This window comes from Clostridioides sp. ZZV14-6153 (assembly GCF_020657855.1).
Lineage (GTDB): Bacteria > Bacillota > Clostridia > Peptostreptococcales > Peptostreptococcaceae > Clostridioides.
The window spans coordinates 1-26,973 of sequence record NZ_JAGWCZ010000003.1; the positions used below are offsets into that span (position 1 = coordinate 1).

At 26.6% G+C, this 26,973-nt stretch carries 32 protein-coding genes; 31 read left to right on the top strand and 1 reads right to left on the bottom strand.

Features of this window, described 5'->3' with window-relative positions:
- The 6 genes from KGF46_RS05315 to KGF46_RS05340 all read left to right on the top strand — a co-directional run.
- On the top strand, positions 1-606 hold a 606-nt coding region (locus KGF46_RS05315), incomplete at its 5' end, for a transposase (protein ID WP_227861839.1).
- Between the two features lie 359 nt (positions 607-965).
- Positions 966-2,591, top strand: a complete 1,626-nt coding sequence (locus KGF46_RS05320; protein ID WP_227847590.1) for an ATP-binding cassette domain-containing protein — start codon at positions 966-968, stop codon at positions 2,589-2,591.
- A gap of 127 nt (positions 2,592-2,718) precedes the next feature.
- A complete protein-coding gene (locus tag KGF46_RS05325; protein WP_227861840.1) occupies positions 2,719-3,654 on the top strand; it encodes a tyrosine-type recombinase/integrase in 936 nt (311 codons plus the stop codon).
- 2 nt (positions 3,655-3,656) lie between these two features.
- Positions 3,657-4,640: a hypothetical protein gene (locus tag KGF46_RS05330; protein WP_227861841.1), complete on the top strand. Its 984-nt coding sequence runs from the start codon at positions 3,657-3,659 to the stop codon at positions 4,638-4,640.
- Between the two features lie 118 nt (positions 4,641-4,758).
- Complete coding sequence (locus tag KGF46_RS05335) at positions 4,759-5,793, top strand: hypothetical protein (RefSeq protein ID WP_227861842.1); 1,035 nt, start codon at positions 4,759-4,761, stop codon at positions 5,791-5,793.
- 324 nt (positions 5,794-6,117) lie between these two features.
- A complete protein-coding gene (locus tag KGF46_RS05340) occupies positions 6,118-6,684 on the top strand; it encodes a hypothetical protein (protein ID WP_227861843.1) in 567 nt (188 codons plus the stop codon).
- 104 nt (positions 6,685-6,788) lie between these two features.
- Here the strand turns inward: KGF46_RS05340 and KGF46_RS05345 are convergent, their stop codons facing one another.
- Complete coding sequence (locus tag KGF46_RS05345) at positions 6,789-7,628, bottom strand: hypothetical protein (RefSeq protein ID WP_227861844.1); 840 nt, start codon at positions 7,626-7,628, stop codon at positions 6,789-6,791.
- Between the two features lie 122 nt (positions 7,629-7,750).
- On the opposite strand from KGF46_RS05345, the gene KGF46_RS05350 reads away from it, so the two are divergent.
- The 25 genes from KGF46_RS05350 (at position 7,751) to KGF46_RS05465 (ending at position 26,926) form a co-directional block, all read left to right on the top strand.
- Positions 7,751-8,680, top strand: coding sequence for a DUF2806 domain-containing protein (locus tag KGF46_RS05350; protein ID WP_227861845.1), 930 nt, complete (start codon positions 7,751-7,753; stop codon positions 8,678-8,680).
- 107 nt (positions 8,681-8,787) lie between these two features.
- Complete coding sequence (locus tag KGF46_RS05355; protein WP_227861846.1) at positions 8,788-8,925, top strand: DUF1643 domain-containing protein; 138 nt, start codon at positions 8,788-8,790, stop codon at positions 8,923-8,925.
- Positions 8,909-9,322, top strand: a complete 414-nt coding sequence (locus KGF46_RS05360; RefSeq protein WP_227861847.1) for a DUF1643 domain-containing protein — start codon at positions 8,909-8,911, stop codon at positions 9,320-9,322. The genes KGF46_RS05355 and KGF46_RS05360 overlap by 17 nt, the downstream gene beginning before the upstream one ends.
- 320 nt (positions 9,323-9,642) lie before the next feature.
- Complete coding sequence (locus tag KGF46_RS05365) at positions 9,643-10,446, top strand: dnaJ domain protein (protein ID WP_021404618.1); 804 nt, start codon at positions 9,643-9,645, stop codon at positions 10,444-10,446.
- 757 nt (positions 10,447-11,203) lie between these two features.
- Positions 11,204-12,682 (top strand): DEAD/DEAH box helicase family protein, encoded by a 1,479-nt coding sequence (locus tag KGF46_RS05370; RefSeq protein ID WP_227861848.1) that lies wholly within the window; start codon positions 11,204-11,206, stop codon positions 12,680-12,682.
- A gap of 48 nt (positions 12,683-12,730) precedes the next feature.
- Positions 12,731-13,852 (top strand): hypothetical protein, encoded by a 1,122-nt coding sequence (locus KGF46_RS05375; RefSeq protein WP_227861849.1) that lies wholly within the window; start codon positions 12,731-12,733, stop codon positions 13,850-13,852.
- A gap of 193 nt (positions 13,853-14,045) precedes the next feature.
- Positions 14,046-14,483 carry a hypothetical protein gene (locus KGF46_RS05380; RefSeq protein WP_021425601.1) on the top strand — a complete coding sequence of 146 codons (438 nt, stop codon included), beginning with the start codon at positions 14,046-14,048 and terminating at the stop codon, positions 14,481-14,483.
- Positions 14,484-14,579: 96 nt separating this feature from the next.
- On the top strand, positions 14,580-14,999 hold the full coding sequence (locus KGF46_RS05385; RefSeq protein ID WP_227861850.1) for a hypothetical protein: 420 nt from the start codon (positions 14,580-14,582) through the stop codon (positions 14,997-14,999).
- Positions 15,000-15,010: 11 nt separating this feature from the next.
- Complete coding sequence (locus KGF46_RS05390) at positions 15,011-15,286, top strand: hypothetical protein (RefSeq protein WP_227861851.1); 276 nt, start codon at positions 15,011-15,013, stop codon at positions 15,284-15,286.
- A gap of 2 nt (positions 15,287-15,288) precedes the next feature.
- Positions 15,289-15,723 (top strand): HNH endonuclease, encoded by a 435-nt coding sequence (locus tag KGF46_RS05395; protein WP_227861852.1) that lies wholly within the window; start codon positions 15,289-15,291, stop codon positions 15,721-15,723.
- 91 nt (positions 15,724-15,814) lie between these two features.
- Positions 15,815-16,276, top strand: a complete 462-nt coding sequence (locus KGF46_RS05400) for a phage terminase small subunit P27 family (RefSeq protein WP_021404600.1) — start codon at positions 15,815-15,817, stop codon at positions 16,274-16,276.
- The gene (locus tag KGF46_RS05405) at positions 16,269-17,975 is read left to right on the top strand and encodes a terminase TerL endonuclease subunit (protein ID WP_227827909.1); all 1,707 of its coding nucleotides are present in this window, start codon (positions 16,269-16,271) and stop codon (positions 17,973-17,975) included. Before KGF46_RS05400 ends, KGF46_RS05405 begins: the two co-directional genes overlap by 8 nt.
- A 12-nt stretch (positions 17,976-17,987) precedes the next feature.
- Positions 17,988-19,232 carry a phage portal protein gene (locus KGF46_RS05410; RefSeq protein ID WP_227850324.1) on the top strand — a complete coding sequence of 415 codons (1,245 nt, stop codon included), beginning with the start codon at positions 17,988-17,990 and terminating at the stop codon, positions 19,230-19,232.
- Positions 19,222-19,926: a head maturation protease, ClpP-related gene (locus tag KGF46_RS05415; protein ID WP_021404603.1), complete on the top strand. Its 705-nt coding sequence runs from the start codon at positions 19,222-19,224 to the stop codon at positions 19,924-19,926. The genes KGF46_RS05410 and KGF46_RS05415 overlap by 11 nt, the downstream gene beginning before the upstream one ends.
- A gap of 38 nt (positions 19,927-19,964) precedes the next feature.
- Positions 19,965-21,095 (top strand): phage major capsid protein, encoded by a 1,131-nt coding sequence (locus tag KGF46_RS05420; RefSeq protein ID WP_021404604.1) that lies wholly within the window; start codon positions 19,965-19,967, stop codon positions 21,093-21,095.
- 51 nt (positions 21,096-21,146) lie between these two features.
- Positions 21,147-21,413: a head-tail connector protein gene (locus KGF46_RS05425; RefSeq protein WP_021404605.1), complete on the top strand. Its 267-nt coding sequence runs from the start codon at positions 21,147-21,149 to the stop codon at positions 21,411-21,413.
- Positions 21,410-21,751, top strand: a complete 342-nt coding sequence (locus KGF46_RS05430) for a phage head closure protein (protein WP_021404606.1) — start codon at positions 21,410-21,412, stop codon at positions 21,749-21,751. The genes KGF46_RS05425 and KGF46_RS05430 overlap by 4 nt, the downstream gene beginning before the upstream one ends.
- Positions 21,751-22,131, top strand: a complete 381-nt coding sequence (locus KGF46_RS05435) for an HK97-gp10 family putative phage morphogenesis protein (RefSeq protein WP_021404607.1) — start codon at positions 21,751-21,753, stop codon at positions 22,129-22,131. The genes KGF46_RS05430 and KGF46_RS05435 overlap by 1 nt, the downstream gene beginning before the upstream one ends.
- A gap of 10 nt (positions 22,132-22,141) precedes the next feature.
- On the top strand, positions 22,142-22,471 hold the full coding sequence (locus tag KGF46_RS05440) for a hypothetical protein (protein WP_021404608.1): 330 nt from the start codon (positions 22,142-22,144) through the stop codon (positions 22,469-22,471).
- A 63-nt stretch (positions 22,472-22,534) separates the two neighbouring features.
- A complete protein-coding gene (locus tag KGF46_RS05445; RefSeq protein ID WP_021404609.1) occupies positions 22,535-23,143 on the top strand; it encodes a major tail protein in 609 nt (202 codons plus the stop codon).
- Between the two features lie 138 nt (positions 23,144-23,281).
- The gene (locus tag KGF46_RS05450) at positions 23,282-23,851 is read left to right on the top strand and encodes a major tail protein (protein WP_159442176.1); all 570 of its coding nucleotides are present in this window, start codon (positions 23,282-23,284) and stop codon (positions 23,849-23,851) included.
- Complete coding sequence (locus KGF46_RS05455; protein WP_227861853.1) at positions 23,838-24,176, top strand: hypothetical protein; 339 nt, start codon at positions 23,838-23,840, stop codon at positions 24,174-24,176. The genes KGF46_RS05450 and KGF46_RS05455 overlap by 14 nt, the downstream gene beginning before the upstream one ends.
- Positions 24,177-24,235: 59 nt before the next feature.
- The gene (locus KGF46_RS19985) at positions 24,236-24,370 is read left to right on the top strand and encodes a hypothetical protein (RefSeq protein ID WP_255640450.1); all 135 of its coding nucleotides are present in this window, start codon (positions 24,236-24,238) and stop codon (positions 24,368-24,370) included.
- Between the two features lie 54 nt (positions 24,371-24,424).
- Positions 24,425-25,981: a phage tail tape measure protein gene (locus KGF46_RS05460; protein ID WP_227861854.1), complete on the top strand. Its 1,557-nt coding sequence runs from the start codon at positions 24,425-24,427 to the stop codon at positions 25,979-25,981.
- Between the two features lie 114 nt (positions 25,982-26,095).
- Entirely contained in the window at positions 26,096-26,926 is an 831-nt protein-coding gene (locus KGF46_RS05465; RefSeq protein WP_107598456.1) for an HNH endonuclease, read from the top strand.
- Positions 26,927-26,973 lie beyond the last annotated feature (47 nt).

The following is a 26,973-nucleotide window of genomic DNA, read 5'->3' on the forward strand; positions in this document are numbered from 1 at the left end:
ATTTCTATATTAGCAGAAACTGAAATAGAGAAACTAAAAACTATTGATAAGAAAATAGGTGTAGATGTTGGATTGAAAGAATTTGCAATATGTAGCGATGGATTTAGAGTAGATAATCCTAAACACTTTAGAAAATCAGAGAAAAGATTAACTAAACTACAAAAGGACTTATCAAGAAAACAAAAAGGAAGCAATAATAGATATAAAGCAAGATTGAAGGTAGCAAGGTTGCATCAAAAGATATCAGACCAAAGAGCAGATTTCCTAAATAAGTTATCAACTAAACTAATACACGAAAACCAAGTTATAGTTATTGAGGACTTGAAGGTAAAGAATATGGTGAAAAATCATAAGTTAGCGAAAGCTATAAGCGAAGCAAGTTGGTCGGAGTTCAGAAGAATGTTAGAATATAAAGCTAATTGGTATGGTAGAGAAATAATAGTAGCAGATAAGAATTTCGCATCTAGTCAATTATGTTCTAAATGTGGATATAAAAATCCATTAGTGAAGAACTTAGGACTAAGAGAATGGGAATGTCCAGAGTGTGGAGCATTCCACGATAGAGATATCAATGCAAGTATCAATCTACTAAACTTAGCCATATAAATGGTAATCATAAGGGTTAGGAACTAGCCTAATAGCTTGGAGATACTGATAACAATAGTTATCTTGACCAAGAAGCCACCACTTCAAACATTACCGTAGGTAGTTAAGTGGATGGTAGTTCACAGATTCAAATAAAGTATTTAGAGTGTGTAAAAGAATTAATAAAGTTGCAATTTGATTTTTTTATAAGTATAATATAATAGATTGTTAATTTTTATGAAACTTACAATCTTTAATACAATTTTAATAAATATTTCACGAATTTGGTATAAAAAATATGCTGTTTACGTGATAATAAAAATGTTATCAAAATTTTATGATAAAATAAATTATGAACAAAAAGAAAGGAAAATACATTAATGTTACAAGTTACAGGTGTTGGACTTAGATTTGGTGATAAGGAACTATTTAAAGATGTTAACTTAAAATTCACTAAAGGAAATTGCTATGGAATAATAGGAGCTAACGGTGCGGGAAAATCTACTTTTTTAAAAATATTATCAGGAGAAATAGAACCAAATACAGGGAATGTATCTATAACTGATAAAGAAAGAATGTCAGTTTTAAAACAGGACCACTTCGAATATGAGGAAGAAACTGTTTTAAATGTTGTTATAAGAGGGCATGAAAGACTTTGGAGTATAATGCATGAAAAAGATGCTTTATATATGAAAGAAGATTTTAGCGAAGAAGATGGAATAAAAGCTGCTGAGCTTGAAGGTGAGTTTGCAGAACTTGATGGATGGGATGCAGAAACTAATGCTGAAAAAATACTTATGGGTCTTGGTATAACTAAGGATATGCATTACAAACAAATGAAAGAATTAGTTGGTGGAGAGAAGGTTAAAGTGTTGTTAGCACAATCACTTTTTGGTAAACCTGAAATACTATTAATGGATGAGCCTACAAACCACTTGGATTTCAAATCAATAAATTGGTTAAATAACTTTATAATGGATTTAGAAGAGTCTATAGTTATAATAGTATCACATGATAGACATTTCTTAAATCAAATATGTACTAATATAGTTGATGTTGACTTTGGTAAAATACAGATGTATGTTGGAAACTACGACTTCTGGTATGAATCAAGTCAATTAGCATTACAACTTGCTAAAGACCAAAACAAAAAGACTGAGGAAAAGATAGCTCAATTAAAGGAATTCATAGCTAGGTTTAGTTCTAATGCTTCAAAAGCTAAACAAGCTACATCTAGAAAGAAACAATTAGATAAATTAGAAGTTGAAGATATACAACCATCAAGAAGAAGATATCCATATGTAGGATTTACACCTGCTAGGGAAATTGGTAATGAAGTTTTAGAAGTACACAATTTAACTAAAACTATAGATGGAGTTAAAGTACTTGATAATGTTTCATTTAGATTGGATAGAGATGATAAAGTAGTATTTATGGGTGATGAAATAGCTACTACTGCACTTTTAAATATAGTTATGGGAGAACTTGAACCAGATAGTGGAGAATATAAATGGGGAGTAACTACTTCTCAAGATTATCTTCCAAAAAACCATAATAAGTTTTTCGATGGAGTAGAGTATTCTCTAGTTGACTGGCTTAGACAGTTTTCTGAAGAAAAAAGTGAGAGTTTTATAAGAGGATTTTTGGGTAGAATGTTATTCTCTGGAGAAGAAGCTTTAAAAGAAGCTCAAGTTATATCTGGGGGAGAAAAAGTTAGATGTATGCTTAGTAAGCTAATGCTTTCAAATGCAAATGTACTTGTGTTAGATGACCCTACTAACCACTTAGACCTAGAGAGTATAACTTCTGTCAATAAAGGACTTGAAAAATTCCCAGGAGTGCTTTTATTTACTTCTCATGACCATGAGTTTATATCTACTATAGCAAATAGAATTATAGAGATAACTCCAAATGGAATAATGGATAGAAAGATGGATTTTGATGAGTATTTAGAAAGTAAAGATATACAAGAACAATTAGCTAAAATGTATGGGAAAAATAAATAATATACTTTAGCTATCAATCTTGAATTTAATATAGAATCCGTTTAAAAGTATCTTACATGTTATATAAGCTAGAAAGTTATATATTAATTTTCTAGCTTATAAAAAATAACAAGGGGGTACTTTTTTTATGAAATTAAAAGATGCAATAGAGGAGTTTTTATTAGAATTAGATATAAGAGGAGCAAGTGATGGAACTAAAACTACATTTAGAAATGCTTTGAATATATTTAATGATTTTGTTGGTGAAATAGAATTAAAGGAAATAAAAGCTATTCATATTAAGGGATTTGCTAAATTCAATAAGGATAGAGGATTAAAACAAAAGACACAAAATATTTATATATCAGCAATTAGAGCGTTATATACTTATTTAATAGAAGAAGAAATGGTAACAAAGAATTTAGGTTTCTCTGTAAAATTATTAAATGCTACAGATAAAAAAGAAATAGAAGTTTTTACAAATGAAGAAATAAAGAAACTAACAAAATATAAAAGAAAATTTAATATAAAAGAGAGTCCTTATATAGCTGTGAGAGATAATTTAATAATAAATTTTTTATTAGATACAGGTTGTAGAAATCATGAATTAACAAATCTAAAAAGAAATGATATTGAAGATGGATATATATTTTTTAAGGTTACAAAAAATAGTAAACCTAGAATAGTTCCTATCTCCAAAAAACTTAAAAAAAATATGCTGAAATTTGAAAGAGCAAAGAAAGAACATTTTGAAAAGAATGGTATAACAAATAAAATGCAAGACTATTATTTTTTAAGTAAGAGTGGAGGTAAATTATTTACTTCTAATATAGGTCAAGTTGTACATAAGGCATGCTTTGGTTTAGATATACCAGAACATAAGGCATATCCACACAATTTTAGACATACATTTGCTGTTAATATGCTAAAGAATACAAGAGATGTATATTTGGTATCTAAGTTATTAGGTCATTGTAATATCAATATAACTGAAGATTATTTAAAAGGAATAACTAAACTTGATATTATAGAGTTAGCAAAAGGATATTCAATATTGGACAATTTAGAAAAAGGAGGGAAGTAATCATGATAAGTTACTATAAACTAGATTCTAAGTCATTAGCATTTGATGTAAATAAAGACATTGATTTAATAAGATTTAATCACTATTTAATGCAAAAAGAGAATATCCAAAGGCTGAAAGGTAATCTTAAAAGAGGTTACCTAGAATTATCATCTAAAGTTATTAGTGATGATATGAGAATTGATTTAAATAAGGCTAAGAGATTAGTTAAGAAGTTTTTGCAATTAGGAATTATAAAGCCAATAAATATAAGTAAAAGAAAAGGGATAGCATCTGTATACTCTTATAGTACAATTATGGCTGAATATGAACCTAATTGTGAACCTAATATTAAACCAGTAAATGAACCACATAATGAACCTAAACAAATAAGTAATAGCAATGGTTTTAAGGTTATAAATGAACCACATAATGAACCTAATGTTAAACCAGTAAATGAACCTAATTGTGAACCATCTAAAATAGAGTCTTTAAATATAAGTCCTTGTTGTTGTTTAGAAGAGCCACATAAAGATTTAGAAAATAGAATTGTAGAAGGAGCATATCAGCAAAAAATGAATCTCGAAGATGAGAGAACTTTACTTGTAAAAGAATATGGTATATCTATAACTATGTCACAAAAGAAATTAGTAGAGACTATGGATAAAGATGTGTTAAAGGAGTCAATCGAGATTACAGTAGCTCAAGAAGGAAAGTCATTCAGCTATCTGTATAAAGTGTACAAGGGATTATTGAGCAATAAAAAAGCCCCTGTTAGTAACGATAACAAGGACTCCAAGACTTATAAAAAGTCACCTAATAATAAAAATATTATACCACAAAATGGAGTAAATTATAAGACTAAAAATAAAAATAGTTTTAAAAATTTTACTGAGACGTTTACACAGTATGATACAAACGAACTTGATGATATAATTTCTAAAAGTCAAAAGGCAAAGTTTAAAATACCTGATGTTTCTTCAATTACATTTGTTTCCAGAATTTAATTTTGTGATATATTTTATGGTATAATTTAAGTAAATATATAAGTTTTAGGTGGTGATAAATATTAATATATATAATAAATTATCTTTAGATATGATTTCACATGATGCTAATACTATCATGAATATATATAATAATATTAATGGAAAAGAATACGCTGGTGTATTTTTTATGGGTATAATACCATATACTGCAATATGCATAGACAGTGCATTAGAATTTTTCAATGAATTTTTTAAATTTGAATTTGAACATGATATTGAAGAAGAATGGAAATTAGCTAAAGAGATAAGAGTTAAAATTAAATTGTATAATGATAAAATAAAAAATAATGCTGATGTATTAAATTCTATTCATGAATTTCAAAATGAATATTTTAAAAATATGTGTAGATTTAAATTTATTAAAAATTTGAATTTATATTATGATTTAGGCACATATTTACTAGAAAATAAGTATATAGGTAATACTTTTTTATATCATTGGTATTATGGATGTGATAAAAAGAAAAAAATATATAATTTTAATGGTATGAAAGATAGAAGTTTTACAGTAGCTGTATTATTAGGAAAAGTCATTAGTATATGTAATGAAATAGGAGGTAAGGAAAATAACATTAATATTTTGAATAGTAATTTGGAGTTGAAACATAAAGACTATAATTTATCAAGAAGTAAATATAAAATATTCAGTGAAAACTATGATGAAAATTTAACTACTATTGTATTTAATATTTTATGTTCAATTAATTTTGTGTTATACTTTTTGTCTAGTATTTTACCAAGTGATAATCAGTTATATTTTAGAATAAAATATATCTGCTATTATTATTCAATACATAGTATAAAAAAAATAGAAAATTATACAAAAAGTAATCATAAAAAAGGCAACAAGATAGATGTATTATACAAAAGAATCAATGAGTTAAAAACAAATCAAGAAATCATAAATACAGATTTTAGGAGTTGTATGGCACATTACATAATTAAACAGGAGTATATAAAAGAAAATGAATTGCTTTTAGATGTACCACTATATGGTCTTGTAGAAAAGTATTTTGGAAAAGATTATGTTTCACTTAACAATGAGATTCATGATAATCTTGTAAAGTTGGCAAATGTCATAGAAGATTTTATTTTGGCTAAACCAGATTAAATTGTACTTATGGTATCATATCTAAATCTGAGATATTAGGAAGTGTGTATTATAAAAATTAAAAAAAGAAGAAGTTTTTATTATAGTTTATTTAAGCAATATAGGATAGATTATATTCATATGTAATCTAAATATCTTACAATGGCATATACGAGGTAATAATTTTTAAACAAAATATGAGAACTTTGGAATACTACAATATATGGTTCGGGTGTGTTCGGCATTGGTTCGGCATTAAATAGGTACGAACTGAATATATTGAAAATTGCATAAGTATAATACATAATTAACTTATTAAAATAAAAATAAATGTGGAGATATGGGATGATAGATTTAAAAAAAAAGAGTGAAAAAACTAATACGATTAATAAAACTATAATAGTATGTAGTATTATAGCAGTAATAATATCCTTTTCTTTAGGATTTAAACTAGGGGAAGGAAGTATGGCTAAAAGATATATTGAACTTCAATCAAAAAATAAAGTAAATTACAATGTTGTGGATAAAAATGAAACCAAAGAAGAAAACATATCTAAAGGAGAATATATAGGCAAAAGTATATCAAATCCATATAACATAAAAGTTCCTTTTGAAGCTAAAGATTTAGAAGTAGAAATAGCTAAAGGGAAGAAGGATGCAGATGGACATTGGCTTAAAGGTAAAATAAGCAACCATAGTGAGATTGATTTCTCTGATGTAAGTGTAACAATAGATATAAATGGTGGAGAGGCAGTATCAAATATAGATTGTTTTCAAACTTTAAAATCTGATAAATCAAGAGCAGCAGATAATATATCTGATGTAGAAATAGATAAATTAGAAGCTTCAAGTGCTATAGTAAATTGGATTGATGAAAATGGAAAAGAACAATATATAGAAGTAGTATTTTAAATATTTTTCCTTAGCAATAAATATCTTTACATAAAAAAGGCAAAAGTTTATAATTACCAATGCCTTTTAAATATGTGTATTAATTATGTTGATTTATATAAGAGCTATACATATATATCTATATCTATAACACTTTGTATGAAATCATATAAAAATATTAAGTTCATAGCAGATAGTGCATCCATTTTATAAAGGTCAATACCATGTACACTATGTCTTGAAAGACCTTCAGCTTTTTTTGTACTCGCATAAAGAGAGTCTTTTATAAATTTGTGGTAAAATTTATCTATATCAATTTTCTCAAAAACCTCAAATTTCAATTTATCGCGGATAGTTTTAGTAGGAATGTTGTCTTGATTAGGACAACATTCAAATCGTATTAGATATTCAAGTAAAATAAACATTGAGGGACATATTGCTATGTAATTTTCATGGTACAATGATAGGTGAATACTGTCAATAAAAGAATCCATGTAAGTAGTATGAAATTTATTTTTCCATTTTAAAATCTGTAATAAATAAAATTCTTTTATATCTTTACAAAAAATAAAATTCTCTAAATCTTCAGTTTTAAAATCATGTTCTTTATTTTCTAAAAAGAATTTAACAGGAGGAAAAATATTTGAATTATAAAAACAATTTGCTAAATCATTTTCATTTTTAAAAAAGGCATGATATAAGTTTATTTTATAGGTATTAAATGTGCCTTTTAAGTTGATTAGAGAAGATTTGAATGCAGAAGTAATATTGGAAGCTATTTCTTTGCATTGCATTTGAAAAATTTCATTAATTATCTGGAATGAATTTAATATTTGTGTAGTGAAGTTTTTTTTAATATCATTATCAAATCTTTTAAGTAGTTCTCTTAAATTAATAAATTCTAATTCTATGTATTTAAAGTGTAAATTTGATTTTCTATTACCTTTTCTTCTATTATTTAACATGTTAATAATTCTCCTTGTTTTTCTAGTAAATAATACATATTATACCATATTTTACATGAGTAGTTTAAATTTACAAAAATATTTGGTACAATGTAATTAACTATAGTATTGGAGGTATAATTATGTCTGAAGAAAAGAATAAATACTCATTGATAGATATATCAAATCTATCTGAACCAATTATCAAGCTTATAGATACTTTAAGCATAGGTATAGGGACTTTATATGAACCAACAAAGATAAAAAGAACTGCAGATGCAATGGCATATGAGATGAAGACATTGAAAGAATCAACAGATTTTGATTCAAATATAACAATAAAAAGAGGTGGTGTAGAAATTACTATAGATAAAAATGGATTACAAGAAAATGCAATCATTTCATTAGTAAAAAAAGAAGTGAAAAGACAAATAAATAAAGAAAGGATTATCAGTAGAGCAGTAGAATTCATTGATAAAAAAGAAACAGTATCAAATGAATCAGTAGATAATGACTGGATAACTAGATTTTTTAACATATCACAAGATGTATCTGATGAGAAAATGCAAGTCTTATGGGCTAAAATATTAGCAGATGAAGTTGATAGACCTAAGTCATACTCTTTGAGAACTCTAGAAACTTTAAAAAATATATCTAAAGAAGAGGCTGAATTATTTACTAGGGTGGTAAAATTAACTTTTAATAACCCAATTACTAAATTCATACCAAATTACAGTGGCATTTTATCAAAAAAGGGAATAACATTATCAGATTTAATGTTGTTAAATGAATTAAATTTGATAACTTCAGATTTTAGTATAACAAAGGGATTGACGGTTTCAATAGAAAAAGACTTAGAAAGAGCTTTAATAATTGGAAATAAAAAATTGGTGTGTAGGACTAAAGCGATTATTAGGATACCTGCGATAAAATTAACAAATATAGGTACAGAATTAAGTAAATTAATTGATTTTGATGTTGATATATCATACCTTAAAGAAATAAGTGAAAAGATAGAAGAAGAAAATAAAGGGAAAGTAAGATGTTTAATTAAAGATATAGATAATGAATAAAAGTATTACAAAACAATAAAATTATAACTTTAATATATTTACTTGTATTTTGTTATACAATGATTACTTATAATTAAAGTGATATATATAATATAGGAGAAATACTTATGCAAGAGTGGGTATATGAAAATGATGATGAAAATTTAATAAGATATGTACTTGGTACAGTTGGAGATAAGACTCTTCTATGTTTTGGAGTTAATCCAAGTACAGCATCACCTAATAAATTTGGACAATACTCTTAAAAAGGTTCATAAAATAGCTTTATTTAATGATTATGACAGTTGGATAATGTTTAATGTTTATCCAAAAAGAGATACAAAATTTGATAATCTTCCAGATGTGCATAATGACGAGATTCATATAAAGAATATTGAAAAGATTAAAAATTATTTTAATAACACATCAACTAATAACGAATCAGAAATAAGTGTATGGTTAGCTTTTGGGAATCATATTTATGAGAGAAATTATTTACCTTTATGTTTAAAGGATATTTATAATGCTATAAAAGATTATAATATTTCATGGCTTACATCTGGATTGAATAAATCTGGTTCTCTTAAACATCCATTATATCAAAAGGATAATACTATATTGGAAGAATTCAAGATGGATGAATATATTTTAACATTAAAATAATAATACTTTTTTTAGCATCTCAAGGGAGGTGTTTTTTATAGTTGGATTATCTTTTAAAAATTTAATAAAAAATACTTGATTTATACAAAAAATGGTAATATAATAACTACAAGGAGAACGAATGTTTGATAAGGAGGTGATTTTATTGAAAAGATTAAAATTGTCATGAGTATAGGTATCATTAAAAAACATAGTAATATTCTGATTACAAATCAAATATGCAGTTCAGAAATTCCAATCTAGTAATAAACCAATATAAATATCTTAATAAAATATAATGTAGTTACTATGTATAAATTATAAGTAACTACAAAACAGAGGTGATAAATATATTCTGTGTAATTCAAGAATTAAAATTAAAAAAAGAGAATGAAGGAAAAAATAAGCGTTTAGAAGTATATACATGGAATTCAGGAAGTGGGGCTAATTATAAAACTCATTATTCATATCAATGGAGCAAAGAGAGATTTAAAAGACCAATCAAAAAGGCATATAAAATAGCAATACACAAGAGTTATAGAGAAAATGGTAAGGTAAAAAAGAAACAGTGGGTAATTGGAACTTGGGAACATTATAGTCTAATAGAATATGGATTCGATTTATGGAGAATTGATGACAAGCTTAAAGAGATGGAAATTACTGAAGATGAATTATATGATTTAATTTATGTTAAATTAGAGCCTTTAATGGATAAGATTGTACAAGAGTATCATAGTACAGAGGAATATAAAATTTATCAAGAGAATCTTAATATAATAGAGATATACAATAAGGCCAAGAATGAATTTGATAAAATATATGGTGCAGGTACATATGAATGTTGTTATGATGTATTTGGAGAATTAAGAAATGAAGAAGAATTAATTAAAATAAAGTTAGAATATAAAGAGAATAAGAGACAAGAAGAAGAATATAAAAAACAGTATTATGAAAATTATTATAATAGTAAAAGTAGTTATCAAAATATTAGCTATAGTAACTACAATGAAGAAGATAAGAAATTTTTGAAGAAGTTTTATAAAAAATTAGCATTTGAGTTTCATCCAGATAGAAATGATAATAATTCTGAGAGTACAAAAGCAATGAAGGTAATCAATAAATTAAAAGATGAATGGAATATCTAAATGGAGAGGAGATAAAACTAATTCAAAGGTTTGATAGGAATGGTAAAAAGGACTATCATTCAAACTGTAAAAACTGCAACTAATGGGTGGGGAAAATAGGGTATAAAATCGGCTGGAAAAGATATTAATATATGTAGGGGTAATTAATATTTCTACAAATAAAATGTATAATAAAAAAATTGAGAATGAAAAAGAATTATTATATATAAAATATGCAACAACGAGGATTATAATATTAAATCACAAGGCTTTAGCCGTAGTGATAGCAAGGAACGTAAGTGACGCGGTAGCTATAACTAACGCCTTCACTTCGTTCAGTTGTTATCCTCAGCTAAAGCTTCGGATTTACTATTTGAATTTAATAATACATATAGATTAAAAACCCCTTCATATGGTGACATATGGTAGCAAACCTAGAATATGTTAAAAGTTAATACAATTAGCAGAGATAATGATTCCACTAAAATGTTAAACAATATTATGAAACCTGTAGATAAGATGTGTCCAAAATAGGGTATAAAATCGGTTGGAAAATACATTAATATATGTAGGGATAAATAATATTCAAAAATAGAATTGTGTTAATTTTTGTATTAATTGAAACAATTTAAGCCCTGAAACTACATAAAAAATGGCATTTTAGTCTGAAAAAACAGGCAAATATGTCAATTCATGCTGTCCCAAAAAAGTCATTTTGATATATAGTCAAATGGAATAATTTTGGACAGTGAAATGACAAAAAGGAGGCATTTTATAGGTGAAAAAGCAATTTATAGGTGATTTTTTTACATTAGAAAAGTTACAAGAATTAAAAAAAGGGGTAAATTATACCATTTATGGAAGTACAGGTACAGGGAAAAGTTTATTTATTAGAGAGATTTTAGTTCCATATGCAGTAAAAGAAAACAAAACAATTCTGATATTAATGCATAGAACAGAATTAAGAGAACAATTTGAAAAAGAATTACATATAAGTTTAATAAAAAATTATGCTGAAACTAATTGTAATTGGATAATGGAACATCTAGTAAAGGTAAAATGTTACCAATCAACAGATGTAAACGAATTATATTGTTTTGATTATATAATTTGTGATGAATTCCATTATTTGATGTCTGATAGTTGGAATAAAATTACTAACATTATGCTTGAAGAATTAAATTCTATTAAAGATTCTATTAAGATATTTCTTAGTGCAACACAAAACAATGTAATAAAATTATTAAATGCTCCTATTGAACTATGTAGTTTAAAGAAAGATATTAAAGTTAAATCTGTTGAAAAAACAAGAAGTGATGTTTATTTAGAACATATTCATCATTGTAGTACTAAGGGGAAGGTATTAAATATAAGTAGTTTAGAAGATGCTAAAAATAATTATGATATATCTGTTATAAAGGGATTAGATACAAGTTTATTGTGCAGTAGGAGTAGAAGTGAATATAAACAGTATAATAGTGAACTGGTATCAAGGTTATTGATAAATGAAGCCAAGTTTAATGGAGATATATTGTTTTCAACAACATGTATAAGCACAGGTATAGATATAAAAGATAAGAATTTCAAGTTCATAGGGATTGAACAATTACTACCTAAAGAATCAATTATACAATTAGTTGGTAGAAAAAGAATTAAATATGAGGTTAATAACAAATTGATTCATGATAATCTTCCAGTAGTAATTGTGAAAGATTTTAATAAAAAAATAATTGAGGGCAGAATAAGGATTCTTAAAGAGCAACTTGAAGAGTATGAGTTTTATAGTGTTAGCAAAGAAAGGTTTTTGAAAAGTAGGAGAGATAGAAATTATATACCAACTTGGTTAGAATTGACTCATAATGAAGAATTGGTGGTTAATTATACTATAATAGAAGAGTTAAAAAACTTCCTAATATGGCTAGAGGAAGTTAAAGAGTATGGTTATCCAGAAAGCATTGCAAAGCTATTAAAAGGTAGACTATTTGATATTCAAAGCATAAAGTGTGAAAAAGAGTTATTTAAAAGCTTTGTAAATAAAGAATTAGATAAAGATGCACAAAACTTACTAAAAGATATGCTAAAAAAGAAATATGGCTTTACAGGTAAAACAATAGGAATAAATAGTATTAATGGATTTTTTAAAGATAATAGAATTGAATATATTATAAAATCTAAAAGAGTAAGACATAAAAGTAGAAATAACAATAAAAAAGATAATAGAAGAACTATTTGGATTATATCAGAACATAAAGAATAAATATATGATTTAAATCCTAGTAGATATAAATTCAAAAGGAGGTAATTAATGCAAAGAAACAAAGATGAGTCTTTAATTTTATTTAAGTATAAAGATAATATAAGTGAATTGATAGAAGAAATCTTTAGTAGAGCATATAAAAAAAATTATATCCATGAGTATTTTCTAAAAGATAGTATAGATTATATAGCTAGTTGTACAAAAGCAAATCTAGGAAATTACACAACTCTAAAATATAAGGAATGGGATAAGCAGTGTTCCTCAACAAGTGCATTTCAAAAGCTTTTAAGATATGAAGGCGAATATCCAAAATGGAGATATCTGGTCAATGAAATGATAGATACTATAAATGCTTATTATATAAATCCCTATAACTATTTGAAACAAAAGGAAGATAGAAGTTTGGTTAAATTCTTTGTTAGAATATTGCACACTAAGAATGTAATGGAGGTGTTTAGTAAGATTAAAAGAAAAGAGTTTAAAGTTATGTTACCTAGGTATAGACATAAATATGTTAATTGTGCAAAGATAGCTAATAATAATATATTTAATCAAAAGGAGCTAATAGTAAATATATTGAATAAAGTTATAAGTAAGGTCGATTGGAGTATGGATGAACAGCAAATCATAAAATATATATGTAAGGGCATATCATGGGAGTTTGGAAATTTAACTCATCACTTACCAAATTGGTATTGGCATACACATAAGAAGTTTAATCAATTAAATGGAGAATCATATGTGAGAGATAAAAGAATTTATGTGTTAAATCATTGGTTTGGTCTTGAAAATCTAACTAATTCAGAAATAAGAAAATTAAAATTTTTTACAAGTAATCAAATAAATACTATAATAAATATCTTAGATTCCTTAGAAAATGTAGAGTATAGAAAAAATAGAAAAGGTATATGGGATTTAAATAAAACTCAACTAGCTAGAAATTTAAATATATCTTATGACTCATTAAAAAAAAGAATTATTTATATTAAAAAGAAAGTTCAAAAAAATGGTATAGATATAAAAATAAAAGAGCCTAGAGTAATATGTAATTCTAAGTTTAAACCCATGAGTAGAGCAGAAATGTTTAGAAGAGTTGGTGAGGATGAACAGGACTTATTTGAGTATTATTGTGGTAAATTCATTGAAGAGTGTGAACGAGGTTACTATTAGATTGAATAAATAGGTGATATATAAAAAGAGACCTATTGTTTTTATTATGATTTGGATTCTTATTGAGAGGATGAGTTTTTGACATATAAATTATAAGTATGTTATCAGATTATATAAGATGAGAATACAGTTACCTATGCCATTTAGGTAACTTTTTTATGTACAAAATTAAACTTAAAAGGAGAGATGGGATATGAAACAGAGTCAAAACAGTATTGAACTTGCAAAGGAAATAGCAAAATTGGATTTGGATATTGGGGCTTTAAAAAGAAGTAAGAGATTAGTTAAAACAAAGGAAATAGATAGAGTATTGGAAGAAAAGAAATTATTGAGAGAAAAGTTAAATAATGAATTATTCTTTAATGAGATACCTTTATGGGATAGATTAGAGAACTATATAGATACATATTGTTTAAATAGAAAGCTATGTAAAGAAGAACAATCAGATTTAATGAATTATATAATTGATTTATTTGGAAGAAGTAATCCAATTGTAAGTAAACCAAAACAAAAAGGATTAGCTAAATGGTTGTCAATTGGAGATAAATATATTTTGTATTATAACAAGGAAGATAATAAAACTTGGGCTACTTTAGAAATTAATATTAATGAAGAATATAAAACTAACTAGAAGTGAGTTTTAAAGATTGCTTGAGTATGATATTTCTATAAGAATGATATAGGTAAAATATATGAATTTAATAATATTAAAAAGGAGAAATATAAAATGGCATATGATTATAATATAAAAAAAGACTTGCATGCAAACATATTTTTAGGTGGTAAATTTATTGGAGAAGTTAAATTAGTAGATGGATTTTTAAAAGTAGAGGAATTAGATTTAAATGAAAGATTAGGTGGTATAGGAAATCTAAACTCAGAAGATAAAGTAACTATTGATAGTAACAAGATTCTTATTAAAGAACATGAAGAATATCTACTTTATCTTATTAACAAAGATGGATATATTGATAATGTAATACATTATGATAATGGACTTGATTTGGAATATCATAGAGATAAATTTGATTGTATATCTAAAGGTTATGATTTTGTATTTGCTGTTGAAACATTAGAGAAAGTATTTTACTTTCCAATAGATAGAATGATTGATTCAATGTTAGATTATGTTTACTTAATGGATTAGGATGTGATTTTATGAATGATATGGTAACTATTAATTATAAGAAATATGAGTATAAATGTGACATGTTAGTTGGTATTCGTATTAATTATCATAACAACTATATTGATAAAGATGATGAATTTTATATAACTAGTTTAACTGATATGAATAATGAGGAATTAATAAATATAATCGAAGATGAAGAGATGAAAAAGTTTATAAAGAATAATTTTTATATGATTAAAAATCTTGAAGAGTATAATTATTTCATTGAATACTATGAAAATAAAATTAAAGAAGGGAGTTGATTATGTCTATAAAAAAATTCTGTGCAAGGTGTGGTAAAATAATTAGTTATGGAAATAGGTATTGTGATACATGTCAAAGTATATATGATAGACATAACAGACTTAGGTATAGAGACTATAATTTAAAAAAAAGAAACAAAGAAAAACAATTGTTTTATAATTCAAAAGAATGGAAAAGTATATCTAAGGTAATAAGAAACAGGGATAAAGGATTATGTTTATTATGTTTAGATAACAAGAGATTAAATTATTATGATGTAGTTCATCATATAGTTGAATTAGAAGAAGATAGATTATTAGCATTAAGTAAAGATAATTTATTGTGTTTATGCCATAATTGTCATAATAAAGTACATAGCCAGTACAAAGTAGGAGATAAAAAAGAGGTTCAAGATGAGCTAAGGCGATTGGTAGGGGGTACTAAAAAAGTTTTTTAAGAGAGGGAAGAAGCCTAGAGTGCTTACTTAGTTCGGAAAAATTCCCTAAATGAATTTTCAAAAAATAAATATGTATGGGAGGTGATATCTGATGGCCAGAAATAGACAACCAATTGGATTAATACAAGCTAAAGGGAAGAAACATCTTACAAAAGATGAAATAAAACATAGAAAAGATACAGAAATACAAGCACCATCTGATAATATACAAGCCCCTTCATATTTGCCAGTAGAGTTACAACAAGAATTTTATGAAATAGCTAAAGAACTTATAAGAATTAATATAATGAGTAATTTAGATATAGATTCATTGGCAAGATTTATAATATCTAAGAAGTTATATATTGATATTACGGAAAAAATATTAAAAAATACATGCCTAATAACAGATAAAGATATTATCAATTCTCAAGATAAACTATTCAAACAATGTCGACAATCAGCATCAGATTTAGGTTTAACTATTTCTTCAAGATGTAAATTAGTTGTTCCAAAAGTAGAACAAGAGAATAAGGAAAATAAATTTGCTAAGTTTGGTGTTAATAATGGATAGAGTTACACAATATGCAGAAGATGTAGTTAAAGGAAATATAAAAACAGGATTATATGCTAAATTAGCATGCCAAAGACATTTAAATGATTTAGAAAAATCTAATACAGATGAATTTGAATATTACTTTAATGTTGAAAAGGCAAATAAGATATTAGATTTTGCTGAAACTTTAATAATAGCTGAAGGAGAAGAAGAAACACCAGTAGTATTAGAAGGATTTCAAATATTTATATTAGGTTCTTTAAATGGATGGGTCAATAAGATAAATAATCATAGAAGATTTAGAAATTCATATGTACAACTAGGTAGACAAAATGGTAAGTCATTTTTAAATGGAATACTAGCAACTTTTTATGGGAATTTTAGTGGATATAACTATGGGCAGATATATTGTACAGCTACAAAGATGGATCAAGCTAAAATCGTGTTTAGAGAAATAATGAAATTTATAAATGCTGATAAGGATTTGCAAGAACTATTTAAAATTAAAGAGTATGAGAGTACTATCGAATGTAAATTGACTAAATCTACAATAAAAGCACTTGGAAAAGATACTAAATCAATTGATGGATTTAGACCATTATTAGGAATTGTAGATGAATATCATGCTCATAAAGACAATCAAATGTATAAGTTACTTGAGGGTGGTACTAGAAGAATGAAAGAGTGTCTAATTAGTGTTATAACAACAGCAGGATTCGAGATAAATTGTCCATGTTATGAACTATATGAGTATTGTTGTAATTTATTGATTGGATTATATACAAATGAAAAGCAGTTTGTTTATATAACACAAATGGATAAAGATGATGACATTTGGAATTATGAAAATTGGATAAAGGCAAATCCTTTAGTATGTAAAGATAAAGAAAACTTGGAGAATCTTATATCAGTTGGGAAAACAGCAAAGGATATAGGAGGAAATGACTTAAGAGATTTTCTTGTAAAAGGATTAAATAATTGGATGCAACTTTCTGATAATCAATATATTTTAGTTGATGATTGGAAAAAGTGTGCAACCAATAAAACATTAAAAGATTTCAGAGGATATAAATGTAATATAGGTTTAGATTTATCAAGTGGTGGAGATTTAACATCTTTAGCACTTATTTTTGTGTTTATGGATGGTAAGGATAAGAAATATTTTATTCATTCACATAGCTTCATACCAAAGATGAGAGTAGAAGAACACATAAAAACTGATAGAGTTCCATATGATTTATGGATTAAAAAAGGTTTGTTAACAGTTACAGAAACTATTGGAGGTATAAAGACAGATTATAAATATATTCTAAGGTATTTGAATGACATTATATGCAAATATGATTTAAAAGTAGAACAAATAGGATATGACCCAAGAAATGCAGATACATTTTTAGTTGATTTAGAAGAAATAGGGGATTGTGTAGAAATATACCAAAGTGCTAGGTCACTCAATGATGCTACTGAAGACTTTAGATTAGAGATTAAAGCTGGAAATATTGAATACAACAAAGAAAATGAATTACTTACATGGAGCATTATAAATGCCAAAGTAGTATATAATGGCGAATTTATCAAGATAGATAAAAACAAATCACATCAAAGAATAGACCCTATTGATGCTATTATAGATGCCTATAAACTAGCATTTAAAGACACTTCATTAATTGACTATAATGAGTTAACCAATGAATATCTTAATATGATGGGATGGTAAGGAGGTGACAAATTGATAGTAGACAAGATAAAAATGTTATTTAAGAGAAATATAAGAAATGAATTAAATGAGGAAGAGAAAGAATTATTTAGAATTCTAGGTATAGACCATAAAGTTGATAATAATTTGAAAAGTGAAGCTACATATTTTGCATGTTTAAGAATCTTATCAGAGACTTTAGGAAAATTACCTCTAAAAATTTATAAGGATACGGAAAATGGAAACATAAAAATAACAGGAAATAACATATTAAATTTAATAAAACTGAGACCAAATCCATATATGACAGCTACCACTTTTTGGTCAACTATTGAAAGAAATAGAAATCATTATGGAAATGCATACGCATATTGTAGATACAAAGGAACTGAATTATTAGACTTATGGATTATGCAAAGTAATAATGTAAGGGTTGTTGTAGATAACCAAGGATATTTTGGTAAGAAAAATAAGATTTGGTATATTTATAATGATACAAAAACAGGAAAAGAATACACAATTGATGCTGATAATGTATTACATTTTAAGACTTCACATACATTTGATGGAATATTAGGAGTTTCTGTTCAAGATATACTATTTTCAAGTATCGAAGGTGGATTAGAATCTCAAAAATTCATGAACAATCTTTATAAAACAGGACTTACAGCTAAAGCAGTTTTGCAATATACAGGAGACTTAGATGATAAAGCACGCTCAAGGTTAATAAGAGGCATGGAAGAATTTGCAAGTGGTTCTAGTAACTCAGGAAAAATAATACCTATACCATTAGGTATGCAATTAACACCTCTTAATATAAGTCTTACAGATAGTCAATTCTTTGAATTAAAAAAATATAATGCACTTCAAATAGCATCAGCTTTTGGAATATCTCCTACATTCATAAATAATTATGACAAGAGTAGTTATTCAAATAGTGAGATGGAACAGCTAAGTTTTTTAGTTAATACACTTCAGTATATCTTAAAGCAATATGAAGAAGAAATAACTTACAAATTACTAAGTACAAAGGAAATCAATGATGGATACTTTTTTAAATTTAATGAAGGAGCTGTTTTAAGAGCAGATATGAAAACTCAAGCAGAATGTTTGGCAAGTTATGTTAATAATGCCATATATACACCTAATGAGTGTAGACATCTCCTTAATTTATCTATGATTGAAGGAGGTGATATTCTTATGTGCAATGGTAGTTATATACCTGTTACTCAAGTAGGGAAGCAGTATGAACAAGGAGGTGATAAAATTGAAAAATAGTAAGAATGATAATTTATCCAGCGTATTAGAAATAAAAAATGAAACAAAAGATAATGCAGAATTATATTTTTATGGAGATATAGTTTCTTCATGGTTAGGGGCTTGGGATGACACAGACCAATATCCTGAGAGTATAAAAAAGTTTCTTGATAATGTAAAAGGAAAAGACTTGGACATTTATATTAATTCAGGTGGAGGTTCTGTATTTGCTGGTATGGCAATATACAATATGTTAAAACGACATAAAGGGTTTAAAACTGTTTATATTGATGGGCTTGCAGCAAGTATAGCCAGTGTAATAGCTTTAGCAGGTGATAAAGTCATAATACCAAGTAATGCATATTTTATGATACATAAGCCTTGGTGTAATGTGTATGGAAATTCTAATGAATTAAGAGAACAAGCAGAAATATTAGATAAAATAGAGGAAGGAATAATAAATGTTTATTCTGAAAATTTATCTCTAGATGTTAACATTGAAGATATTAAGAATATGTTAAACAATGAAACTTGGTTAACTGGAGAGGAAGCAATCAAATATTTTAACATGGAAATATCTGATAATGTTAATGCAGTTGCATGTTTAAGTGATATGTATGACAAATATTTAAAAGTACCAACAAATATAAATAAAAATACAAAAAATTATGATATTGAAAAAGAAAAACTATTATTAGAACTAGATTTAATTTAGTTCTTTTTTATTGTAAAAAATGAAAGGAAGGTAAAGTAATGAACAAAGAGTTAAGAGAACTATTAGAGAAAATAAATAATAAGAAGGTAGAAGCAAGAAAATTAATAGAGGATGATAAGTTAGATGAAGGAAAAGTAATAAAAAATGAAATAGCTATATTACGAGATAAGTTTAATGTATTAAAAGACTTATATGAAGAGGAAATGGGAGAGATAGAAAATATGACTGATATATCAAGAACAAAAGTAGATGAAAAAGAAAGTATTGTTGCGTTTAATAAAGCAGTTCTAGGGAAATCACTTACTGAAACTCAATCAGCATTAGTTGAGAAGGTTGAGGAAGATGGTGGATATTTAGTACCAAAAGAACAAAGAACACAAATTGAAGAATTAAAGAGACAATTAATTCCATTAAAACAATATTGTAATGTAGTTCCAGTTGCTACTCTATCTGGAAGTATGCCTTTAGAGGTAGATGCAAATGATGAGTTAATAAATTTTGATGAGATGGAAGAGATAAATCAATCAGATATAAAATTTGGACAAGTTAAATGGCTATTAAATGATTATGGGGATATAATACCTATTTCAAATTCTTTGTTGCAAGATGAAAAAGCTAATTTAACTAATTATGTAGGTGCCAGATTCTCAAAAAAAGCTGTCAGAACTGAAAATAAAAAAATATTAGAAGTGCTATCAAAATCAAAGAAAGTAGAGGGAGAAGACTATAAAACTATACAAACAGCATTAAATAAAGAGTTAGACCCATCAATAAGTGCTAATGCAATAATAATTACTAATCAAGATGGATATGACTATTTAGATTCTTTAACTGATTCTAATAATAGACCTCTAATGAGTGATTCTTTAACAGTAGAAGGTGCAAAGACATTTAAAGGTAAAATTGTAGTTGTATTATCAAATCAACATTTTTCATCAACAGCTAGTAAACTTACTTTTTATGTAGGAGATTTATCAAGTGCAGTTGCATTTTTTGATAGACAAGTTTATGAAATGGCTGTGTCTAAGGAAGCTGGATTTACTAAAAATGCTACTTTTATGAGAGTTATTGAAAGATTTGATGTACAATCTATTGATAACAAAGCAATGGTTAATGTAGAACTAACTTTACCAACACAAAGTGCAATTGCAAAATCAATTAAGAAGTAATAATCAATGAGGGATTAGATACATTCTAGTCCCTTTAAGTAGGTGATATGGATGTTAGACGAAGTTAAGTTATATTTAAAAATTGATAACGATGAAGATGATAATTTGTTAAAAAGTTTGATAGAATCAGCTAAAGTATACCTTATTAATGCAGGTTGTAAGATATATGAAGAAAATGATTTGTCAAAATTAGCAATCAATTTATTAGTTGGTCATTGGTATGAAAATAGAGAAGTTATAGGAAAAGCAGATAAATTAGCCTTTTCACTAGAATCTATAATAATACAATTAAAGTATAGTTATGAGGTAAGTATATGAATATAGGCGACTTAAATAAAAGGATAATAATACAGAAAAATAATGAAAGTATAGACGGAGAAGGATATCCAATAGAAAATTGGATTAACTATAAAACTGTTTGGTCTAGGATAAATAACATTAGTGGAAAAGAATTTTTGCAAGCTCAAGCTTTAACTAGTAACATATCGAAAAAAGCTTTTATAAGATATCAAAAAGAATTAGATATTTCATTAAATGACAATATAACCCTAAATTACAGAATACTATACAATAAATCAATTTATAATTTAATATATATAAATAATATTAATGAAAAAAATCAGTATATGGAATTGATGTTAGTGGGTGATAACTAATGTCATTGGAATGTAATTTTTCAGATTTAATAAATAAATTAGTAAATATGGAAAAAAAGGTAAAAAAAGAAATTGCAGATAAAGCTTTAGATAAAGGTGCAGATATAATTTTACAAGGTCAGAAAAACAATGCACCAGTTGATACAGGAAGATTAAAAAATTCTTTAGTCAAAGGTGATAAAAAAGGAACTGGAGAGAAAAGAGAAATAAATATTGGCTTGATAAAAGCTGACAGAGATGTGGCTAGATATGGATATGTACAAGAGCATGGAACAAGTTCTATGAATGGTAAAAAGTGGATAAAGAATGCTTGGGCAAGTAACAAACAACAAGCTAATGAGGCAATAAAAGAGTCAATAATGGAAGATTTACTAAAGTAGGTGTATAAATTTGAATATAAAAAATTTAATAGTAGATGTAATTAAATCAGTTGATATAGATGATTGTTATTACATAGAAGCTAGTAAAAAAACTGATAAATATGTGATATATAGTATTTATAATGAAACTGATACAGATATATTTGATGATAATAATCAAAGTGTAACATATTATATTCAACTAAACTATTGGTTTAAAAATTCAATAGATGAGAAAAGATATAAAGAAATAAAAAATAAAATGAAAGAAAAAGGATTTATTTTTGATGGTTGTAAAGACTCTAAAGATGGCAACTATTATGGTAAATTATTTGATTTTAAATATGAAGAGTTTAATTAGGCCTTAGAAATAATAGGTCTTTTTTAATACAAAAAATTATAAATAAAGGAAGGTAGTAGAACTATGAATTACAAAAACAAAACATTATATGGGTTTAACAATGTATATGCTGCAAGAGTAGAAGAAGATGGAAGTTATATGACACCAGTTAGGATACCAGGTGGTAAATCAGTTGAAGTATCATTTGAGACATCTGAAGATATAGAGTATGCAGATAATATTGTAGCAGATAGTGATGTATCAATTTCAAAAGGCTCAGGAAAGCTTAATTTATTGGGTCTTACAAATGATGAAAAAGCTATGTTATTTGGTGGAGAAAATATGTCTGGTGGTTATGCATTAGCATCTAATCAAAATATGCCTAACTTAGCATTATTATTTGAACAAGAAAAAAGAGATGGAGGAAAAATATTAAATGTACTTTATAATGTGCAGTTCAATCCATCTGGCTTAAATGCAAAGACAACTGAAGATAAAAAAGAGAAAAGTTTACAAGAATTAGAATTTAATTGTTATCCAGGATTTGATGATAAAGGATATTTCTTTTATTCATTGGATACAAAAGATGAAAAGGCAGATGCAACTGTTATAAATAAGTGGTACACAGAAATTCAATTACCAAAAGTAACAGTACTACCAGAAAGCAATACACCTAAAAAATTAAGTAAATAAACTTTTTATAGAGGATTATTAATTTAATCCTCTATATTTTAGGAAACCTATAAAAAAATGACCTTATAAATGCCATTTTAAGGTGTTTCAAAAAAACTCATCTTGTATTTATACCTTATTATGAGAGATGGTGATAAAGTGAAAGATTATAAAAGTAAGATTTTGTATGGTTTGGATAATATTCATGTGTGTAAAGTTAGCAATAATTCAAAACCTATTAAAATTATAGGAGGGAAATCTGTAACTATAGAAATAAGCCAAGATTATAAATATCTTAAAACAAATGGATATGAGTCTATTCGTCTAAATGGAAATTTAAAAGGTAAAGGTAAATTAAATGTATTGGAATTATCAAATGATGAGAAAGCATTGATATTTGGATATAACAAATCAAAAGGTGGTATTTTAGTAGGTAATGGAAATTGTACTAGATTAAGATTATTATTTAGTAGAAATAGAAGTGATGGAGAAAAAGTTTATTATTGCATATATAATGTAATGTTTAATCAGATTGGTTTAGATGCAGGAACAAATACAGAAAAGAAAAATAAAAGTACATTAGAAATAGATTTTGATGTTTTATTTGACTATAAAGTTGGTGGAGTTTATTATGCTATGGATACACTAACAGGTGATAAAGAAACATTAAATAATTGGTTTAAAGAAATACAATATCCAAATAGGAGTGATATATATGATAGAAGATAAAATAAAAGTTAAATTAAATGAAGGGAAAGTAATATATGAGGCAAGGCTTGACATAGGAGCAATAGCAGAAACACAATATTATTTTAAACAAAGAAACGACTATATGAAAATAATGGAAATAATAGATGGGGTATTTAAAGATGATATTATGATAATTAAAGAGTTGTTGTTACAATCTATATTAAGGTGTCATAATCAGCTGTTAAGAGAAGACATACTAGATAATTTGAAATTAAAGGAATTAATAAATATTAGAGAATATGTAAGTGAATTGATATTAATATCATTTCCAGAGCCAGATGATAAAAAAAAAGTCAACAATTAGTAATAGAGGATAATAAGGATTGGGATTTAAATTACTTAGAATACATGTGGGTTTCTGTTTTGAAAAGGCCAAGTGAGACATTTTTTAATACTACACCAAAAAAACTATTTTCTCAAATAGAAGCACATAAAAAATATAATGGTATAAAAGATGAGAATAATATGGATATAGTTGATAGTACTGAATTTATGTAGATATAGCTTAATGCTATGTCTATTTTTTTTGTCTATTAGGAGGGAAGTGGTTAAATGTCTTCAAGTTATGAAGAATTGCAAGTTAAATTAGCATTAGAAAGTAGTAATTTTAGTAAACAAGTTAGTGCAATAAATAAAGAAATTAAGAATTTAGAAAAGGATTTTAAATCAGCATCACAAGGAAATAAACAATTTGAAAATTCTTTTGCTGGTCTCAGTGCAAAAATGCAAAAGACAGAGCGACAAATTGATTTGTACAATAAGAAGCTAGAAAGTCAAAGAAAAGAGTACAATAAGGTAAATACTCAATTGACTCAACAAAAATCTAAACTTGATTCATTAGCTAATACAGTTGGTAAAAACTCTAAAGAATGGAAAGACCAAGCTCAATTAGTACAGAAAAATAGTGAAAAATTAAGAAGATTAAGTACAGATATAAATCAAACTCAAAGTAATATTGGTAGACTTAAAAATGAACTTAGTCAATCAGCACAAAAATTTGAACAGTTAGGTAATAAAGCATTAACAATAGATGAGAAATTATCAAGAATAAATAGACAAGCAAATCTTACAGAATCAGAGTTTAATCGTTTAGGAGCAGAGCTTAATCAATCAGGAACATATTTTCAAAAACTAGGAAATGAGATGCAACAACTTGGTGCTAAGATACAGTCTAATAAGTCTAAGTTAAATGCTTATGAATCTGAGATTAGTAAATTAAATACAAATCTAACTCAGAACAAACAGACACATAGTCAGTTGAAAACTGAGATTAACCAAACTAAAAATGCACTAGAACAAGCAAAGAGTAAGTTTGGTTCAAATTCAACAGAAGCACAACAATTACATACTAAACTATTACAATTGAAAGACGCATATAATCAAAGTGAACATGAGATTGAACAGTCAAGTGCAGCACTAGACAGATATCAAGCAGATGTAAATAATACTAGAGCAGATATCACTAGATTGTCAGCTCAACTAAGACAAATGCCTTTTAATACAATAGGTCAATCTATGGTATCATCAGGGCAAAAGATAAAAGGTGTTGGCCAAAGTTTAGGTATGTATGTTACTATGCCACTTGGTATGATGGGTACAGCAGCAACAAAAGCAGGAGTCAACTTTGATACTTCTATGAGTAAGTTACAAGCTACAGCAGGTATAGCTGATAAAAGTAGTGTATCATTTCAAAAACTACAGGAGAAGGCACAAGACCTTGGAGCTAGAACTTCATTTTCAGCAAGTGAGGCGGCTGATGGACTTACATATCTAGCACTTGCAGGTTGGGATGTAGAGACATCTTTATCAAGAATAGAACCAGTATTGAGAGCTGCTGAAGCTGGTGGTATGGATTTAGCATTGTGTTCTGATTTGGTTACAGACAGTATGTCATCAGCAGGGATTGCAAGTCAAGATTTTACTAAATACTTAGATATAACAGCTCAAGCACAAAGAAAGTCTAATACAAGTATGCAACAGATGTTAGAAGCTTATGTTGTTGCAGGAGGTATGTTTAAAAATTTAAATATGCCATTAGAAAAATCAGGAGCATTATTAGGAGTATTAGCTAATAGAGGAACAAAAGGCTTAACAAAATGGGTCGCTTAGATAGAAATATCTTTGAAAAATAAGAATGTGAATTCGGTGAACCCTAAATTTATTTATACTTCAACAAGCAACAACGCCGAAAGAGTACTATAATGTGTTTTGAGGTGGCTAAATATGAAAGTATGCAAAAAATGTAATAAGGAATTATCTTGTGATAATTTTACGAAAAATAAAAATCTAAAAGATGGATATGAAAATATGTGTAAAAAGTGTAGACAAGAACAAAGAAAAAAATATGAAAATACATGTGTTGTCTGTGGGAATCCATTTAAAACAGCCTATAAAAAAAGTAAGTATTGTAGTGTTAAGTGTAAACCACAATGTACTAAAGATAGAGTAATTGTAAGTTGTTCTAATTGTGGTAAAGAAAAATCAATTACAAAGTCAAGATTAGAAATGTATAAAAATTTTTATTGTTCGGATGAATGTAAAAATAAACATTATAAAATTCTATACAGTGGAGATAAGAATTATAGATATAATCAAAAAAAACGAATATGTATCGTGTGCAATAAATTATTCAAGAAAAACGAGTATGAAATTTTTAAATATGGGGGGAAATATTGTTCCTTAGAATGTAGGAATGAAGATTATAAAAGTACTTTTAGTGGTGAAAATAATCCTAATTTTAATCCAAATAAAACAGATGAAGAGAGAGAACAAAACAGAAATGTAGAAGGCTATAATGAATGGGTTAGAACTGTATTTAGAAGAGATAATTATACTTGTAGATGTTGTGGTGACGACCAAGGTGGAAACTTAAACGCACATCATATATATAACTATTCAGAGTACAAAGATTTACGAACAGATATTAAAAATGGAATTACATTTTGTGAAACTTGTCATTTGAACTTTCACAAAACATATAGGTACAGAAATAATAATAAAATGCAAGTTGAAGAATTTTTAAATAAACATGGAAATACCGAGCCAAGCCAATAGGGAAACTTTTGGAAGGTGTAGAGACTAGACAAAATAGACTAAGTACA

Coding starts and splice junctions, on each gene's coding strand:
- KGF46_RS05320 (WP_227847590.1), top strand. CDS start 966: ATGTTACAAGTTACAGGTGTTGGACTTAGATTTGGTGATAAGGAACTA.
- KGF46_RS05325 (WP_227861840.1), top strand. CDS start 2,719: ATGAAATTAAAAGATGCAATAGAGGAGTTTTTATTAGAATTAGATATA.
- KGF46_RS05330 (WP_227861841.1), top strand. CDS start 3,657: ATGATAAGTTACTATAAACTAGATTCTAAGTCATTAGCATTTGATGTA.
- KGF46_RS05335 (WP_227861842.1), top strand. CDS start 4,759: ATGAATATATATAATAATATTAATGGAAAAGAATACGCTGGTGTATTT.
- KGF46_RS05340 (WP_227861843.1), top strand. CDS start 6,118: ATGATAGATTTAAAAAAAAAGAGTGAAAAAACTAATACGATTAATAAA.
- KGF46_RS05345 (WP_227861844.1), bottom strand. CDS start 7,628: ATGTTAAATAATAGAAGAAAAGGTAATAGAAAATCAAATTTACACTTT.
- KGF46_RS05350 (WP_227861845.1), top strand. CDS start 7,751: ATGTCTGAAGAAAAGAATAAATACTCATTGATAGATATATCAAATCTA.
- KGF46_RS05355 (WP_227861846.1), top strand. CDS start 8,788: ATGCAAGAGTGGGTATATGAAAATGATGATGAAAATTTAATAAGATAT.
- KGF46_RS05375 (WP_227861849.1), top strand. CDS start 12,731: ATGCAAAGAAACAAAGATGAGTCTTTAATTTTATTTAAGTATAAAGAT.
- KGF46_RS05380 (WP_021425601.1), top strand. CDS start 14,046: ATGAAACAGAGTCAAAACAGTATTGAACTTGCAAAGGAAATAGCAAAA.
- KGF46_RS05385 (WP_227861850.1), top strand. CDS start 14,580: ATGGCATATGATTATAATATAAAAAAAGACTTGCATGCAAACATATTT.
- KGF46_RS05390 (WP_227861851.1), top strand. CDS start 15,011: ATGAATGATATGGTAACTATTAATTATAAGAAATATGAGTATAAATGT.
- KGF46_RS05395 (WP_227861852.1), top strand. CDS start 15,289: ATGTCTATAAAAAAATTCTGTGCAAGGTGTGGTAAAATAATTAGTTAT.
- KGF46_RS05400 (WP_021404600.1), top strand. CDS start 15,815: ATGGCCAGAAATAGACAACCAATTGGATTAATACAAGCTAAAGGGAAG.
- KGF46_RS05405 (WP_227827909.1), top strand. CDS start 16,269: ATGGATAGAGTTACACAATATGCAGAAGATGTAGTTAAAGGAAATATA.
- KGF46_RS05420 (WP_021404604.1), top strand. CDS start 19,965: ATGAACAAAGAGTTAAGAGAACTATTAGAGAAAATAAATAATAAGAAG.
- KGF46_RS05425 (WP_021404605.1), top strand. CDS start 21,147: ATGTTAGACGAAGTTAAGTTATATTTAAAAATTGATAACGATGAAGAT.
- KGF46_RS05430 (WP_021404606.1), top strand. CDS start 21,410: ATGAATATAGGCGACTTAAATAAAAGGATAATAATACAGAAAAATAAT.
- KGF46_RS05435 (WP_021404607.1), top strand. CDS start 21,751: ATGTCATTGGAATGTAATTTTTCAGATTTAATAAATAAATTAGTAAAT.
- KGF46_RS05445 (WP_021404609.1), top strand. CDS start 22,535: ATGAATTACAAAAACAAAACATTATATGGGTTTAACAATGTATATGCT.
- KGF46_RS05455 (WP_227861853.1), top strand. CDS start 23,838: ATGATAGAAGATAAAATAAAAGTTAAATTAAATGAAGGGAAAGTAATA.
- KGF46_RS05460 (WP_227861854.1), top strand. CDS start 24,425: ATGTCTTCAAGTTATGAAGAATTGCAAGTTAAATTAGCATTAGAAAGT.
- KGF46_RS05465 (WP_107598456.1), top strand. CDS start 26,096: ATGAAAGTATGCAAAAAATGTAATAAGGAATTATCTTGTGATAATTTT.